The organism is Symbioplanes lichenis (assembly GCF_030709675.1).
Taxonomy (GTDB): domain Bacteria; phylum Actinomycetota; class Actinomycetes; order Mycobacteriales; family Micromonosporaceae; genus Actinoplanes; species Actinoplanes lichenis.
Genome location: NZ_JAUZQD010000011.1, coordinates 1 through 13370 on the forward strand (window position 1 = coordinate 1; position 13370 = coordinate 13370).

General features: G+C 70.4%; 14 protein-coding genes. 1 reads left to right on the top strand and 13 read right to left on the bottom strand.

Annotated elements, in window-relative coordinates; genetic code table 11:
* Positions 1 to 83 precede the first annotated feature (83 nt).
* The 4 genes from RAN62_RS25470 to RAN62_RS25485 all read right to left on the bottom strand — a co-directional run bounded on the left by RAN62_RS25470 (position 84) and on the right by RAN62_RS25485 (position 2676).
* Positions 84 to 704 carry a hypothetical protein gene (locus RAN62_RS25470; protein WP_305787289.1) on the bottom strand — a complete coding sequence of 207 codons (621 nt, stop codon included), beginning with the start codon at positions 702 to 704 and terminating at the stop codon, positions 84 to 86.
* Between the two features lie 157 nt (positions 705 to 861).
* The gene (locus RAN62_RS25475; RefSeq protein ID WP_305787290.1) at positions 862 to 1251 is read right to left on the bottom strand and encodes an ACT domain-containing protein; all 390 of its coding nucleotides are present in this window, start codon (positions 1249 to 1251) and stop codon (positions 862 to 864) included.
* An 85-nt stretch (positions 1252 to 1336) separates the two neighbouring features.
* Positions 1337 to 1804: a transcriptional regulator gene (locus RAN62_RS25480; RefSeq protein WP_305787291.1), complete on the bottom strand. Its 468-nt coding sequence runs from the start codon at positions 1802 to 1804 to the stop codon at positions 1337 to 1339.
* A gap of 146 nt (positions 1805 to 1950) precedes the next feature.
* Positions 1951 to 2676: a hypothetical protein gene (locus tag RAN62_RS25485; RefSeq protein ID WP_305787578.1), complete on the bottom strand. Its 726-nt coding sequence runs from the start codon at positions 2674 to 2676 to the stop codon at positions 1951 to 1953.
* A gap of 332 nt (positions 2677 to 3008) precedes the next feature.
* Between RAN62_RS25485 and RAN62_RS25490 the strand changes: the two genes are divergently transcribed.
* Positions 3009 to 4232 (top strand): arginine deiminase, encoded by a 1224-nt coding sequence (locus RAN62_RS25490; protein WP_305787292.1) that lies wholly within the window; start codon positions 3009 to 3011, stop codon positions 4230 to 4232.
* A 63-nt stretch (positions 4233 to 4295) separates the two neighbouring features.
* Here RAN62_RS25490 and RAN62_RS25495 read toward each other — a convergent pair whose 3' ends face one another.
* The 9 genes from RAN62_RS25495 to RAN62_RS25535 form a co-directional block, all read right to left on the bottom strand.
* Positions 4296 to 5180 carry a DUF5926 family protein gene (locus RAN62_RS25495; RefSeq protein ID WP_305787293.1) on the bottom strand — a complete coding sequence of 295 codons (885 nt, stop codon included), beginning with the start codon at positions 5178 to 5180 and terminating at the stop codon, positions 4296 to 4298.
* Between the two features lie 64 nt (positions 5181 to 5244).
* Positions 5245 to 6387: a sensor histidine kinase gene (locus RAN62_RS25500; protein ID WP_305787294.1), complete on the bottom strand. Its 1143-nt coding sequence runs from the start codon at positions 6385 to 6387 to the stop codon at positions 5245 to 5247.
* A gap of 84 nt (positions 6388 to 6471) precedes the next feature.
* Complete coding sequence (locus tag RAN62_RS25505; protein ID WP_305787295.1) at positions 6472 to 7269, bottom strand: glycerophosphodiester phosphodiesterase; 798 nt, start codon at positions 7267 to 7269, stop codon at positions 6472 to 6474.
* On the bottom strand, positions 7266 to 7601 hold the full coding sequence (locus RAN62_RS25510; protein ID WP_305787296.1) for a rhodanese-like domain-containing protein: 336 nt from the start codon (positions 7599 to 7601) through the stop codon (positions 7266 to 7268). The genes RAN62_RS25505 and RAN62_RS25510 overlap by 4 nt, the downstream gene beginning before the upstream one ends.
* Before the next feature lie 15 nt (positions 7602 to 7616).
* Positions 7617 to 8807 carry an LCP family protein gene (locus RAN62_RS25515; RefSeq protein WP_305787297.1) on the bottom strand — a complete coding sequence of 397 codons (1191 nt, stop codon included), beginning with the start codon at positions 8805 to 8807 and terminating at the stop codon, positions 7617 to 7619.
* 128 nt (positions 8808 to 8935) lie between these two features.
* A complete protein-coding gene (locus RAN62_RS25520) occupies positions 8936 to 10222 on the bottom strand; it encodes an LCP family protein (protein ID WP_434062844.1) in 1287 nt (428 codons plus the stop codon).
* 109 nt (positions 10223 to 10331) lie between these two features.
* Positions 10332 to 11297 carry an NAD-dependent epimerase/dehydratase family protein gene (locus RAN62_RS25525; protein ID WP_305787299.1) on the bottom strand — a complete coding sequence of 322 codons (966 nt, stop codon included), beginning with the start codon at positions 11295 to 11297 and terminating at the stop codon, positions 10332 to 10334.
* Between the two features lie 59 nt (positions 11298 to 11356).
* The gene (locus tag RAN62_RS25530) at positions 11357 to 13027 is read right to left on the bottom strand and encodes a monocarboxylic acid transporter (RefSeq protein WP_305787300.1); all 1671 of its coding nucleotides are present in this window, start codon (positions 13025 to 13027) and stop codon (positions 11357 to 11359) included.
* Complete coding sequence (locus RAN62_RS25535; protein ID WP_305787301.1) at positions 13024 to 13359, bottom strand: DUF485 domain-containing protein; 336 nt, start codon at positions 13357 to 13359, stop codon at positions 13024 to 13026. Before RAN62_RS25535 ends, RAN62_RS25530 begins: the two co-directional genes overlap by 4 nt.
* Positions 13360 to 13370: the final 11 nt, after the last annotated feature.

Below are 13370 nucleotides of genomic sequence, written 5' to 3' on the forward strand. Positions count from 1 at the left end.
AGGTCGAGGGCGGCGACAGGGTCAGGCGGCGAGGTCGAAGGCGGCGACAGGGTTAGGCGCCGAGGTCGAGGGCGGCGACAGGGTCAGGCGCCGCAGGCGCGGACGCGGATGCCGGCCGGGGCTTCGCTCTGGACGACCAGGCTGCACACGTCGGTGCCCGCCTCGACCAGCTGCAACGCCGCCGGCTGGCCCTTGGTGACGACGCTGAGCGGCTCGTACTTGTCGCCGGCGTTCGCGGCCTCGATCTCCATCACCGAGAACTGCCACGAGCCGGAGCAGGACGGCCCGTCGACCACCTTGAGCGGCCGGTCGGGGATGCCCGCCGTGCCCTTGACGACGGCGATCACCTGCGCCGCCGTGGGCCCGGCCGTGCACCTGGGCGCCGGCGACTGGGTCGGTGTCGCCGGGGTGGGGATCGTGGTCGTCGGCGTCACCGGCGGCGTGTAGACCGGCGTGGTCGTCGTGGTGGGGAGCGTGGGCCAGGCCGGCGTGGTCGGCAGGCCGCCGGGCAGGGCCGGTGTCGTCTGCGTCGGCAGGATCGGGGTGAGCACCGGCGGCGGCAGCGAGACCGAGGCGGACGGGTCCGGGCCGGTGGCCAGGGGTGGCGCGGTCGCGGGCGGCTCCGGCGGTGCGCCGCAGGCGGCGAGGAGGCCGGAGGCGACGAGCGCCCCGGCGAGCACCGGCAGACGGAGGACGCGGACCACGGCCCCCATCGTAGGGCGCCGAACCGGATAGATGAACGTCACAATTCGGCGGCGACGACCGGTCAGGGCAGCACCGGCCCCGGGTGGCGACGACCGGTCAGGGCAGCACCGGCCCCAGGTGGTGAGGCGGGGGTGAGGCGGGGGTGAGGGCGGCCGCTCAGGCGGCGACGCGGTGGCCCGCCGCGGTCAGCGTGCCGATGGCCTCCTCCAGGCGGACCTGGGGGACGAGCACGTAGTCGGTGTCGTAGGTCGAGAAGGCGATCAGGTTGACCCGCGCCTCCGCGAGCGGCTGCACCAGCGACGCCAGGATGCCGGTCAGCGCGAGGTCGACCTGGCCGGCGACGCGGAAGCAGCGCCAGGCGGCCTCGTAGGTCGCGCCGGGCGGCACGCGGTCGCTCGGGCAGATGACCGAGACCTCGTCCGGCGCCCAGGTCACCGAGATGACATTTTTGTCATCGGGCCCGGCCGTCAGCGATGCGGGCAGCGCGGATCCGCCGGGCAGCCGGCACACCGCATAGTCGTCGGGCAGCAGGTCGAGGTCGAGCATGAGGGAACACTACGGTCCGGACCCTGTTAACCCCAACGGGTGACGGGTGCGTTCATCGCCACATGAATGATCGGCAACCGGCGTATCAGTAGCGGATCTCCGAGAAGAACGTGAGTGAGGCGATCACGTGCCCGTTCTCCCAGATCGGCGTCGCGATGGCATCGACCGTGATGTGTCGCTCGTCACCCGGTGGCTGGATGCGCAACAGCCCGCGGGCCAGGCGCTCCGAGCTCAGCGCCAGGATCGGCGGGATCTTCTCGAGCTCCGGCAGATCGAGCTCGCTGCCGCCGGCCGTGAAGTCGACGAGGCGCAGCGAGCCCTCGCCGAGCAACGGCTTGCCCACGACGTCGGCGCCCTTCGGCAGATCCAGCAGATCGCTGGCCGCCGGTGACACCGCGACGACGGTGTGGTGATTGTCGATCACCAGACACGGCTCGACGGCCTGCCAGACCGTCGCGGCCCACCGGTCGATGTTCGAGACGAACTCGGACTCCACCGGCGTGCGCGCCTGTGGCACGAACGCTCCCGACAACGAGAGCTCGACGTGCGCCACCCGCACCTCCCTGATCATCGGCACCGCCGGCCGGAGCGGGACTCCGGCCGGACCGACAGCCGAGACGAACAGTCTCGACCCTTCGAGTGTCCGGCCGGCGTCGCTCACGTCAACCCTCGCGGGTGTGCGGTGCACCGACAGGAACGTTACCGGCGGGTCGGCCGCTTGTCAGCGGCCGTTTGGCCGTTCGCGTACCACCGGTACTCGCTCGAGGCGGGGCGGTAGGGCGCGTTGGCCCACGTGCCCGGGTGCTGCGCGACGGCGGAGAGCTTGCTCGCGGTGGCCGGCGAGATGCGCGAACCACCGGCGATCAGCAGCCGGTCGAGCTCCTTGTGCGTGGCGACCAGACACTCCTTGGGCAGGCCGTGGACGCTGATCACGCCGGAGCCCACGAAGGCGAGCACGGGCGTGACGGGCACGGTGAGGCCGACGGCGGCGCTCATGGCCCGGCCGGCGCGCTTGGCGTCGCGGCGAGCCTCGGCCACGTACGCCGGGCGCTTGCCGTTGATCTGCACCACGTCACCGGCGATGAGCACGCGGGCGCGGCCGTGGTCGGCGACGGTGACGGCATAGACGCCGCCGGGGCCGATGGCGAGGAATCCGGCGCGGTCGTCGCTCGGGTCGTGTTCGTAGCCGAGCGAGTCGGTACGCGGCCAGTCGACGATGTGCCAGGCGGGTCCCAGCCGGTCGAGGCGGGTCAGCGCGCGGGTCCCGGCCGCCTCGAGGCGACGGGCGTCACGCTCGGCGCGGCGACGGCGGGCCCACTCGACGGGGCTCGGGCGAACCGGCTCGAGCGCAGTGCCCGGGCGCGACTCGGAGGGGGTGGGCGAATAGGTGGCGGGCAGGGCGGGGCGTGCGGGGAAGACAGTCACAGCGACCTCCGGCAAAAGGTCCATCGGGCTCTCTTTCCACTACGGTAAGTGTCTGACCCGGTACTCAAGCAAGCCATGGGGCCGGAAAGAAAGCGGAATGAGTGGGGATGAATGCCACATTCACGGCCAAGGCGTTTTTCCGTATGGTGCATGACGCGACCTAGGGCTCCCCTGAAATCCGAAACGTCCTCCGGACAAGTTAGCGTGCCCTCACACAGAGCGCAGCACTGTCTCGGATCTTGGCGGTAGGTCACAGGACGCATGCGGACGGTAGCGGACAAAAGGCCGCGCTCACCGCGCCGACCTGCCGTTCCCGACTTAGTCTCGGTCCTGTGGCCCCTTATGTCGACAGCGAGGTCGGACGGCTCGCGACCGTCCTGCTGCACCGCCCCGGCGCCGAGCTCGCCCGGCTGACCCCCCGCAACAACGACTCCCTGCTGTTCGACGCCATCCCCTGGGTGGGCCGGGCGCAGGAGGAGCACGACCGGTTCGCGCAGGCCCTGCGCGACCGCGGCGTCGAAGTGCTCTATCTCGGGCAGCTGCTCGAGGAGACCCTGGACGTCCCGGACGCGCGGTCTCTGCTCACCGAGACGGTGCTGGCCGACCCCCGGCTGGGTGACAACCTCCGGGCCCGGGTCGCCGCCCATCTGAGTGACCTCGACCCGCGCGAGCTGGCCCACGTCCTCATGGCCGGCCTCGCCCACGAGGAGGTCAAGCCCGGCCCCGGCAAGCCCGGTGGACTGGTCTACGAGCTGATGGATCGGCACGAGTTCGTCATCGACCCGCTGCCCAACCTGCTTTTCACGCGGGATTCATCCGCCTGGGTACGCGACCAGGTGGCCGTGACGAGCCTGGCGATGCCCGCCCGGAGCCGTGAGACGACGCTCACCCGGGCGATCTACACGCACCATCCACGTTTCGCGGGCACCGAGCTGCTCTACACCCCGGGACTGGAGAACGTGGAGGGCGGCGACGTGCTGCTGCTCGCCCCGGACGTGCTCGCCATCGGCGTCGGGGAGCGCACCACCGCGGCCGGCGCCGAGCGGCTGGCCCGGCGGGTCTTCGACGCGGGACTGGCCCACACGATCCTCGCGGTGCCGATCGCCCAGGAACGGGCCACCATGCATCTCGACACCGTGTGCACGATGGTCGACACCGATGCCGTGGTCATGTACCCGAACGTGGCGGACGCGCTGATGGCGTACCCGGTGACCTCGGGCTTCGACGGTGAGCCGCGGGTCGGGGCGGCCCGGCCCTTCCTGGACGCCGCCGCCGAGGCGATGGGCATCGAGCGGTTGCGGATCATCGACACCGGTCTCGACCCGGTGACCGCCGAGCGCGAGCAGTGGGACGACGGCAACAACACGCTCGCCATCGCGCCACGGTTGTGTGTCGCCTATGAGCGCAATGTCGAGACCAACGCCCAGCTGGAACGGGCCGGCATCGAGGTGATCGCGATCAGCGGGTCCGAGCTGGGCTCCGGCCGCGGCGGCCCGAGGTGCATGTCCTGCCCGATCGAGCGCGCTCCGCTGGGGGAGGCGGCCGGAGAGGCCTGATCGAGCGGGCCCCGCTGGGAGGAGAGCCCCGGACATAGCCGCAACCATGCCCGGGGCGGTGAGTCAGCGCAGCGTGAGCTGGCGGCCCACCAGGCCCTGCTTCGCGCGCCGGGCGGCGGCGTCGAGCGGCCCGGTCTCGGCGAGAATGTCGCTGTAGCGCTTGGCGAAGTCCGCCAGCGGCGCCTCCCAGTCGCCCGCCTCCAGGTCGTGCGGCAGATCCCACACGGGTACGAGCAGACCGTGCGCCCGGAACATCCCGGCGAACTTGGTCCCCTCGCCGAGCAGCAGGTCACCGGAGGCGGACAGGCGGGCCAGGGCGTCGAGCGCGGTGTCCTCCGGCTCGGGCAGCACCCAGCGCACGTGCGACTTCTCCGGCACCCGGCACCAGTACGCCGCGTGCGCCGCCGTCATCCGTACGGTCGGATAGATCGACGCGTTCGCCCGTTCGAGCGACGCCTTCACGCTCGGGTCCTCGGCCTGCTGGGCGTCGAGCCAGTACTCGAAGCCGTCGTGCACGGTCACGTCGAGCGGACCGTCGGCCAGGATGTCCTGCAGCCGGGGCCCTTCGCCGGGCAGTGCGGGCACGGGCACGGTGCCGCCGGGCTCGGTCTGCAGCGCGTTGAGGACGGCGACTGCCACGTCGCGTGACACGTCACCGGACTGGATGTGGCGCTGCAGACCGACGAAGATGCGCCCGTCCTGGCGGGTCATCGCGGGCCACGCCATCGGGAGGACCGTCGAGAGGGTGACCGGGCGGTCGCCGTACTCCTCGATGATCTCGGGCTTGAGGGTCAGCGGCGCGGAAGCGGCCGGGACCAGCTCGCGCAGCGCGATCCACTCGGTCTCGTCGGCCAGGCCCTCGAACGGCCGGGCCACGAAGATGTCCCGGACCTTCTCACGCTTGGGCGCCGCCGACGCGGCTCGGGGGTTGTTTCGACGCTTGCTCACGGCGAACCAGCCTAGGCGGCGAGGTGACAGCGGTCACGCCCGGGGGAACCGGCCCGGGAATGAATCACGCCCGGGGGAAGCGGACCTCCGCGATCGTCCCGCCCCCCTCACGCGGGCGCAGCGAGACCCAGCCGTTGCGCCGCTCGACCGTACGCCGGACGAGGTAGAGCCCGAGACCCGCGCCCGGATTGCGGCCACCCGACGCCGGCTCGCCCTGCCAGTAGCGCTCGAAGGCCAGCTCGGCATGCTCGGGCCGCACGCCGTAGCCCCGGTCGGCCACCTGGAACGTCACGGTCGTCTCGTCGGACGTGGCGGTGACGGTCACCTCGGTCTCGGGCGGGGAGTATTTCTCGGCGTTGGTGGCCAGCTCGGTCAGCACGGTGGCGATGGCGTCACGGTCGCCGAACGCCTTGGGCAGGTCGCCGGGCAGGCCGTCGAGCACGAGCCGGGCGCGCAGGTCCTCGGGCAGGTCGGCGGCGGCCGAGCGGAGGGCGTCGACGAGGTCGAAGGGCCCAGGCGGCGCGTCGCCCGACTCCTCGCTGGTCGCCGAGAGCAGCCGGTCGACCAGCCGGGCCAGCTCCCCGGCCCGGGCGCCGATCACGCGGGCGGCCTCCCGGCGGCCCTCCTCGCCGAGGGACTCCCAGTGGTTCGTGAGCGTGTCGGCGTACCCCTTGATGACCGTGACCGGGGTGCGGAGCTCGTGGCTGGTGACGGCGACGAACAGGTCCCTGTCCTCGTGGCGGCGCTTCCAATGCTCGACGAGACCGTCGTGATCGGTGACCTCCGTCGTCAGGCGGGACGCCGGCTGGGGACCGTCGGTGTGCACGGGCAGGCCGGCGCGCGCGGCATAGAGCTGGGCGATGGTGGCTGACAGCAGCTCCAGCACGGTCCGCTGCTCGGGGCTCAGCTCGTCGAGGCACACGTGCAGCCGGCCGATGGCCACGCCGTTGAGCTCGCACGGCACCCCGGGCCGCTCGGCGAAGGACGTGCGGCGGCCCAGCGTGCGGGCACACTCGCCGGTCGCGGCGACGACCCGGCCGTGGTCGGCGGCGAACTCCGTGAAGCTGCCGCCCGTGCCACCCAGCACCGCCGTGGCGAGCCGGACGACCTGGTCGAGCACGGCGAGCCCGGTGTCGCCCGCGTTGATCCGGTCGAGAAGCGCGATCTGCCCGCGGGTCAGCGCGGCATAGTCGGGAGTGACCGGCATGTCTGCGAGTCTGCCTCGCTTCCGGCCGTTTGGGCAGGGCGGCACGAGTCGATCATGAACTTTCTCGGCCCGGGGTGGCCGGAGTCACACGCCACGTGCGCCGCCGAGCTTCTCGAGCACGAAGCGGGGCCGGTCGCTGATGATCCCGTCGGCCTCCTGCGCGAGGACCAGGTCGAGGTCGATCTCGTCGTTGACGGTCCATACGTACGTCTGGTTGCCCGCCGCGCGGAAGGTCGGGATGAGCGCCGGCCGGGTCCGCAGCAGGGCGACCCCGGGTCCCGCGATCCGGGCGCCGAACGGCAACCGGCCCTTGCGGATGACCGGGGGCAGTATCTCGAGCAGGTAGACCGTGGGGAGCCTCGGGGCGAGCGCGCGGATCCGGCGCAGGGCGAAGGCGGCGAACGACATCACCGTGACGTGGATCGGATCGTCCGGGCGGGGCTCGGCGAGGTCGTAGCGGCGCAGGAGCTCGACGAGGCGGCGCTCGACCTCCCCGCCGTACCGGGAAGGGTGTTTGGTCTCGATCAGGAGCCGGACCGGCCTCCCCCAGGCCCGCAACGCACCCAGCAGGCGGTCGAGGGTGAGCAGGCGCGTGTGCTCGATGCTCTGCTCCTCGACGGCCGCCGACGAGTGCCAGGAGCCGAAGTCGAGCTCCTCCAGCTGCGCCAGCGTCTTGGTGCTGACCAGGCCGGTGCCGTTGGAGGTACGGTCGAGCCGCCGGTCGTGCACGCAGACCAGATGCCCGTCCCGGGTCAGCCGGACGTCGCACTCCACGCCGTCGGCACCCTCGTCGAGCGCCCGCAGGTACGCGGCGAGGGTGTGCTCCGGCAGCGCGTCGGCGCCGCCGCGATGGGCGAAGACCAGCGGCCGTCCCGGACTCACAGCACGCGGGCCGGCTGTCCGTTCTCGCTGACGACCTCGCGGCCCTCGGACTCCCAGGCCTTCATGCCGCCGTCGAGGTTGCGCACGTTGTCCCAGCCGTTGCCCATCAGGTAGTTGACGACCTGGCCGGAGCGGCCGCCGGAGCGGCACACCACCACGACCTCGGCGTCCGTCGGGATCTCGGCGAGCCGCGCCGGGACCTCCATCATCGGCAGGTGGTGGGCCTGCGGGGCATGGCCGGCGGTCCACTCGTCGGGCTCGCGCACGTCGAGCAGGTAGGCGGCCGGGTCGACCTGGCCGGGAGTGACGCTGGGAATCTGCGGTCCGAACACAGGTAGAGCGTAAAACTACTTCTCGTTGGCCACGACGTCCGGGTTCGCCACGATGAACTCGGAGAGCTTGTCCTGCTTGACGGCCTTGTACATCTCCAGGCTCTTGGGCGTGATCGTCTCCCGGCCGTTCCCGTTGCCCGCGAAGGTGCCGTTGTTGGTCCGCAGCAGCACCATGTCGTTGGCCGCGACACCCTTGAGCGCGAAGATGAAGTCGGCAACCGGGACGTTGCCGGTGTCGAGCACGAAGGCCTTGCCGGCCGCCTTGATGAGGCTGTTCACCTTGACCGGATTGGTGAGCGCCCCGCTCTTCGCCGCCTTCTTGGCGATGGCCTTGATGAGCTGCTGCTGGTGCCGCTGCCGGTCGTAGTCGCCGTTCTTGAGGCCGTAGCGTTGCCGGGCGTAGTCGAGCGCCTGCCAGCCCTCGAAGTCCTGGCAGCCCTTCTCGTACCAGATCTCCTCGTGCGTGCCCGGCGTCTTGCGGGCGTCGGCCAGATAGAGCGGCTTGCCGTCGACCATCTGGATGTGGTGCGACTTGACCCGCTGGTCGACGCACATGTTCACGCCGTCGAGCGCGTCGATGACGTTCTTGAACCCGTTGAAGTCGATGATCGCGGCGCCGTCGAAGGTCATGCCGGTGTTCTGCTTGATGGTCTGGGCCATGAGCTGGGCGCCGCCCTCCCAGCCCCCGCCGTTCTGCGCGCCCCAGTAGAAGACCTCGGTGGCCTTCGCGACCCCGCCCGCATAGCCGGCCTTGGCGAACGGCGGCACCTGCATCTCGGTGTCCCGCGGGATCGACACGAGGAAGGCCTGGTCGTGGCTGGCCGGGATGTGCAGCGCGATGATCGTGTCCGAGCGCAGGTCGTCGACCGCCCAGCGCTTCCGCGCGTCGACGCCCATGAGCAGGATGTCGACCGCGCCGTCGATGTCGCCGCCGCCGTCGGCGCCGCTCTTGGCCACGTCGCCCGCGATCAGGTTCTGCTGGGTGACGGCGTTGGAGGCGCTGGCGACGAAGTACTTCGTGCCGGCCACCCCGCCGCCCCCGGCGACCAGCAGCACGGCGCCGAAGGCGACGCTCAGCTTGGCCCACAGCGGGCTCTTCGTGCGCTTCTTGTGCTCGGCCAGCAGCTCCGCCGCCGAGATCGAGGGGCGCCGGCGACCGTCCGGGTCCGGCGGCGTCTGCGGGCGCCGGGGGGCTTGGACGGTCATGTGCGCTCCCAAGGTCAAGGGTGAACGGCGGAAGACACTATAAGTCCTTCGCTGTTTCGTCCCTGTTTACTTTCCGGACAAGAAAAAGCGCGGGAGGCGATATCGGCCGTCCCGCGCTTTTCGTCCGCTTACTTGGGGTTGGCCGACATCCACTCATCCATCTTGTCGGTCGCCAGAGCCTTGAACAAAGCGGCCTGCTTCTCCTTGTCCTGGACCACGACGCTCTGTCCGCCGATCGTCTCGCTGCCCTTGTTGGGGCTGGTGATGAAGGTGAGGTTCTCGCCGCGGAGGCTACGGAACTGCACCGCCATGTCGGTCAGCGAGAAGTCCTTGTCGGCGGTGATCGCGTTGGTCACCGACTTGAGGAAGTCGTTGAGCTTGCCGGGGTTGCTGAGCGTGCCGCCGCTGGCCGCCTTGTCCATGAGCGCCTTGAGGAACTCCTGCTGGTGGCGGATCCGGTCGAAGTCGCCGCGCGGGAACTGCTTGCGCTGACGCACCCAGTCCAGCGCGGTCGCGCCGTCCATGTGCATGGTGCCCTTGGTGAACTTCCGGTACGGCTTGTGGATCGACGTGATGCTCTGGTCCACCTTGAGGTCCACGCCGCCCAGCGCGTCGGTGACCTCCTTGAAGCCGCCGAAGTCGATGGCGAGCACGTGATCGAGGTGGACGTCGGTCAGGCACTCGACCGTCCGGACGGCCCGGGGCAGCCCGCCGAAGGCGAACGCCGCGTTGATCTTGTTGCGGCTGCCGCTGTCGCAGGCGCCGTCGTTGGCGCCCGGGATCTGCACGTAGAGGTCGCGCGGGATCGACATCAGCTGCGCGCTCTTGTGGTCCTCGGGCACGTGCATGATCATCAGCGTGTCCGCGCGCCAGGAGTTCGCGTCCTCCTTCGACGCGTCCGGGTCACGCGAGTCGCTGCCGACGAGCAGGAAGTTGAGCGCCCCGTCCACCGTCTTGGCCGGCCGGCCGTCGGTGATGTCCGCAAACGCGTCGGTCCGCTTGAGGTCGTCGTTCAGGTTGTTCGCGTAGCCGTAGAGCGAGAAGCCGGTGATCAGCGCGATCACCAGGACCACGGCCCCGGCCACCAGGGCGATGCGGCCCCAGCGCGGCTTGCGCTTCCCCGAGTACGGCCGGCCGCGTCCCGGCCCGCCGGGCGGCTCGATCGGCCCGCCCGGACCCATGCCCGACCCGGACGACCCGCGCGGCGGCCACTCCTGCTCACCGGCTGCCGGACGGCCACCGTAGGCACCGGCCGGACGCTGTCCATATGCGGGGCGGCCGCCCGGACGAGCCGTTCCGGCCCGTCCGGAGGCACCGGGCACCGAAGATCGATCCATGGCGCCGGATGTACCCAGCGGGCCCGGCACCGAAGCCCGGCCGGCGGGGCTACCCCAGGGGGACGAAGTCGCAGACATGACTTCAGATTAGAGACACCGAGCCAGGCAAACGGTGCATCAGCGCCCGGTGGCACGAAGGGAGGAGACAACTACTCCCCGTGCAACGTTCACTACCGTGACAAAGTATTCACTTTGCGAAGAAGTCGATCGTCCGGCGCAGGCCCTCCTCGGGGCCCACCTGGGGCTCGTAGCCGAGCAGCGTGCGGGCCAGCGTGAGGTCGGGCCGGCGCTTCTCCGGGTCGTCCGCCGCCCGCTCGACGAGCTGGATCGGCGAGCTGCTGCCGGCGAGCTTCACGATCAGCTCGGCCAGCTCCAGCATCGTCAGCTCGTGCTCGGTGCCGCAGTTGATCGGCCCGGTCTCGGTCGAGTCGAGCAGCAGCAGGATGCCGCGGACCAGATCGTCGACGTACGTGATCGAGCGGGTCTGCGCGCCGGTGCCCTGGACCGTCAGCGGCACCCCGTGCAGCGCCTGGCTGATGAAGGTGGGAATTGCACGGCCGTCGTCCGGGCGCATCCGCGGGCCGTACGTGTTGAAGATGCGCACGATGGCCGTGTCGAGCCCGTGGAAGCGGTGGTAGCCCATGGTGGCCGCCTCGGAGAAGCGCTTGGCCTCGTCGTAGACCGACCGGATGCCGATCGGGTTGACGTTGCCCCAGTAGCTCTCCGGCTGCGGGTGGACCTCCGGGTCCCCGTACGCCTCCGAGGTCGACGCCATCAGGAAGCGCGCCGAGTCGGCGACCGCCCGGTCGAGCAGCGCCAGCGTGCCGATCGAGCCGACGCGCAGGATCTCGGTCGGCAGCTTGGCGAAGTCCGTCGGGCTCGCCGGCGACGCCATGTGCAGGATGGCGTCGAAACGCTCGGTGAGCGCCGGGTCGCTCGGCAGCCCCTGCGTCAGGTCGGCCTCGACGAGCGTGAAGCGCGGCTCCGACGCGAGGTGGGCGATGTTGTCGCGGGAGCCGGTGATGAAGTTGTCCACGGCCACGACCTGGCAGCCACGGGCGAGCAGCGCGTCGACGACGTGCGACGGGACGAAGCCGGCGCCTCCGCTGACCAGAATCCGATGTCCCGCGCCGAACCGCTGCTCGATAGCCATTGGCTCACTGTAGCGAGGGGGGCCGGGCGGCCCCCCTCGCCGGGTAGGAGCTGGTGGCGTCAGTGCGCGCCGTGACCGGTCAGTGACCGGACCTCCAGCTCCGCGTACTTGTCGGTGTCGTTCTCCTTGGAGACGAGCGTGCCGATGAAGCCGCACAGGAAGCCGATCGGGATCGAGATGATGCCCGGGTTCGACAGCGGGAACCAGTGCCAGTCGTGGTCGGGGAACATCGCCGTCGCCGAGCCGGAGACGACCGGTGAGAAGAACACCAGCACGACCGCGGCGATGAGCCCGCCGTAGATCGACCAGAGCGCCCCGGAGGTGTTGAACCGCTTCCAGAACAGGCTGTAGAGGATCGCCGGCAAGTTGGCCGAGGCCGCCACCGCGAACGCCAGCGCCACGAGGAACGCGACGTTCAGGCTCTGCGCGAAGATCGACAACACGATCGCGACCGCGCCGATGACGAAGGCCGAGATCCGGGCGACCCGGACCTCGTCCCGCTCGGCCGCCTGACCGCGCTTGATCACGCTGGCGTAGAAGTCGTGCGCCACGCTCGACGAGGAGGCCAGCGTCAGACCGGCGACCACGGCGAGGATCGTGGCGAAGGCGACCGCCGCGATGATCGCCAGCAGCACCGCGCCGCCGGTGTCACCGCCGAGGAACGTGATGCCCAGCTCCTGCGCGAGCTGCGGGGCCGCGGTGTTGCCGGCCTTGTCCTGCGCGGTGATCGCCGTGCCGCCCACCATCGCCGCCGCCCCGAAGCCGAGCGCCAGCGTGAACAGGTAGAAGACGCCGATGATGCCGATGGCCCAGAGCACGCTCTTGCGGGCGATCCGGCTCGTCGGAACCGTGTAGAACCGGGTCAGGATGTGCGGCAGGCCGGCCGTGCCCAGCACCAGCGCGATGCCCAGCGAGAGCAGGTCCATCTTGCTGTAGAAGGTGGCCGAGGCGCTGTCCGACTCGATGCCGTAGCGCAGGCCGGGCTCCAGGAAGGCGGCGCCCTTGCCGGACTGCTCGGCGGCGTCGCCCAGCAGGCTGGACAGGTTGAACTTGTAGTGCGCCAGCACCAGCAGCGTCATGACCAGCGCGCCGGTCATGAGCAGGAAAGCCTTGACGATCTGGACGTACGTGGTGCCCTTCATGCCGCCCACGACCACGTAGACGATCATGAGCGCGCCGACCAGGATGATCGTGGCGACCTTGGCCGTGCCCGCGTCCATGCCCAGGAAGGTCGTGTCCGCCTTGATGCCCAGCAGCAGCGACACGAGCGCGCCCGCGCCGACCATCTGCGCGATCAGATAGAAGATCGACACGACGATTGTCGAGACCGAGGCCGCCGTCCGCACCGGGCGCTGACGCATCCGGAAGGCGAGCACGTCGGCCATCGTGTAGCGGCCCGAGTTGCGCAGGAACTCCGCGACCAGCAGCAGGGCCACCAGCCACGCGACCAGGAAGCCGATCGAGTAGAGGAAGCCGTCGTAGCCGTAGAGCGCGATGAGGCCGGCGATGCCCAGGAACGAGGCCGCCGACATGTAGTCGCCGCCGATCGCCATGCCGTTCTGGAAGCCCGAGAACTGCCGGCCGCCCGCGTAGAAGTCGGTGGCCGTCTTGGTCTGCCGGCTGGCCCAGATCGTGATGGCGAGCGTGATGGCGACGAAGACCAGGAAGAGCGTGATGGTGAGCGTGCGGCTGGTCGAGGACGTGGCCTCGGCGGCGATGAAGTCCGTCACTTGGTCACCTCCCCGCCCTTGAGGTCGGCGCCGATCTTGTCGGCCAGCGGGTCGAGCTGCCGGGCCGCGTAGCGCGAGTAGTACCACGCGATCAGGAACGTCGACACGAACTGCAGCAGGCCGAACAGCAGCGCGACGTTGATGTTGCCGACAATCTTCAGCGCCATGAAGCCGCGGGCGTACGCGGACAGCAGGACGTAGAGCGCGTACCAGAGGAAGAACGCGACAGTCATCGGGAACACGAAGTTACGCAGTTTGCGTCGCAGCTCCGAGAACTCCGGGGAGTTCTGGACTGCTACGTACTTCTCGGTCGGAGTCGCTTCGGTCGTCAACGTGGCTCACC

What these genes read in the sequence shown, in the direction of transcription:
- RAN62_RS25515 (WP_305787297.1), bottom strand. Translation starts at nt 8,807, where the DNA reads ATGACCGTCCAAGCCCCCCGGCGCCCGCAGACGCCGCCGGACCCGGAC.
- RAN62_RS25525 (WP_305787299.1), bottom strand. Translation starts at nt 11,297, where the DNA reads ATGGCTATCGAGCAGCGGTTCGGCGCGGGACATCGGATTCTGGTCAGC.
- RAN62_RS25475 (WP_305787290.1), bottom strand. Translation starts at nt 1,251, where the DNA reads ATGCTCGACCTCGACCTGCTGCCCGACGACTATGCGGTGTGCCGGCTG.
- RAN62_RS25500 (WP_305787294.1), bottom strand. Translation starts at nt 6,387, where the DNA reads ATGCCGGTCACTCCCGACTATGCCGCGCTGACCCGCGGGCAGATCGCG.
- RAN62_RS25520 (WP_434062844.1), bottom strand. Translation starts at nt 10,222, where the DNA reads ATGTCTGCGACTTCGTCCCCCTGGGGTAGCCCCGCCGGCCGGGCTTCG.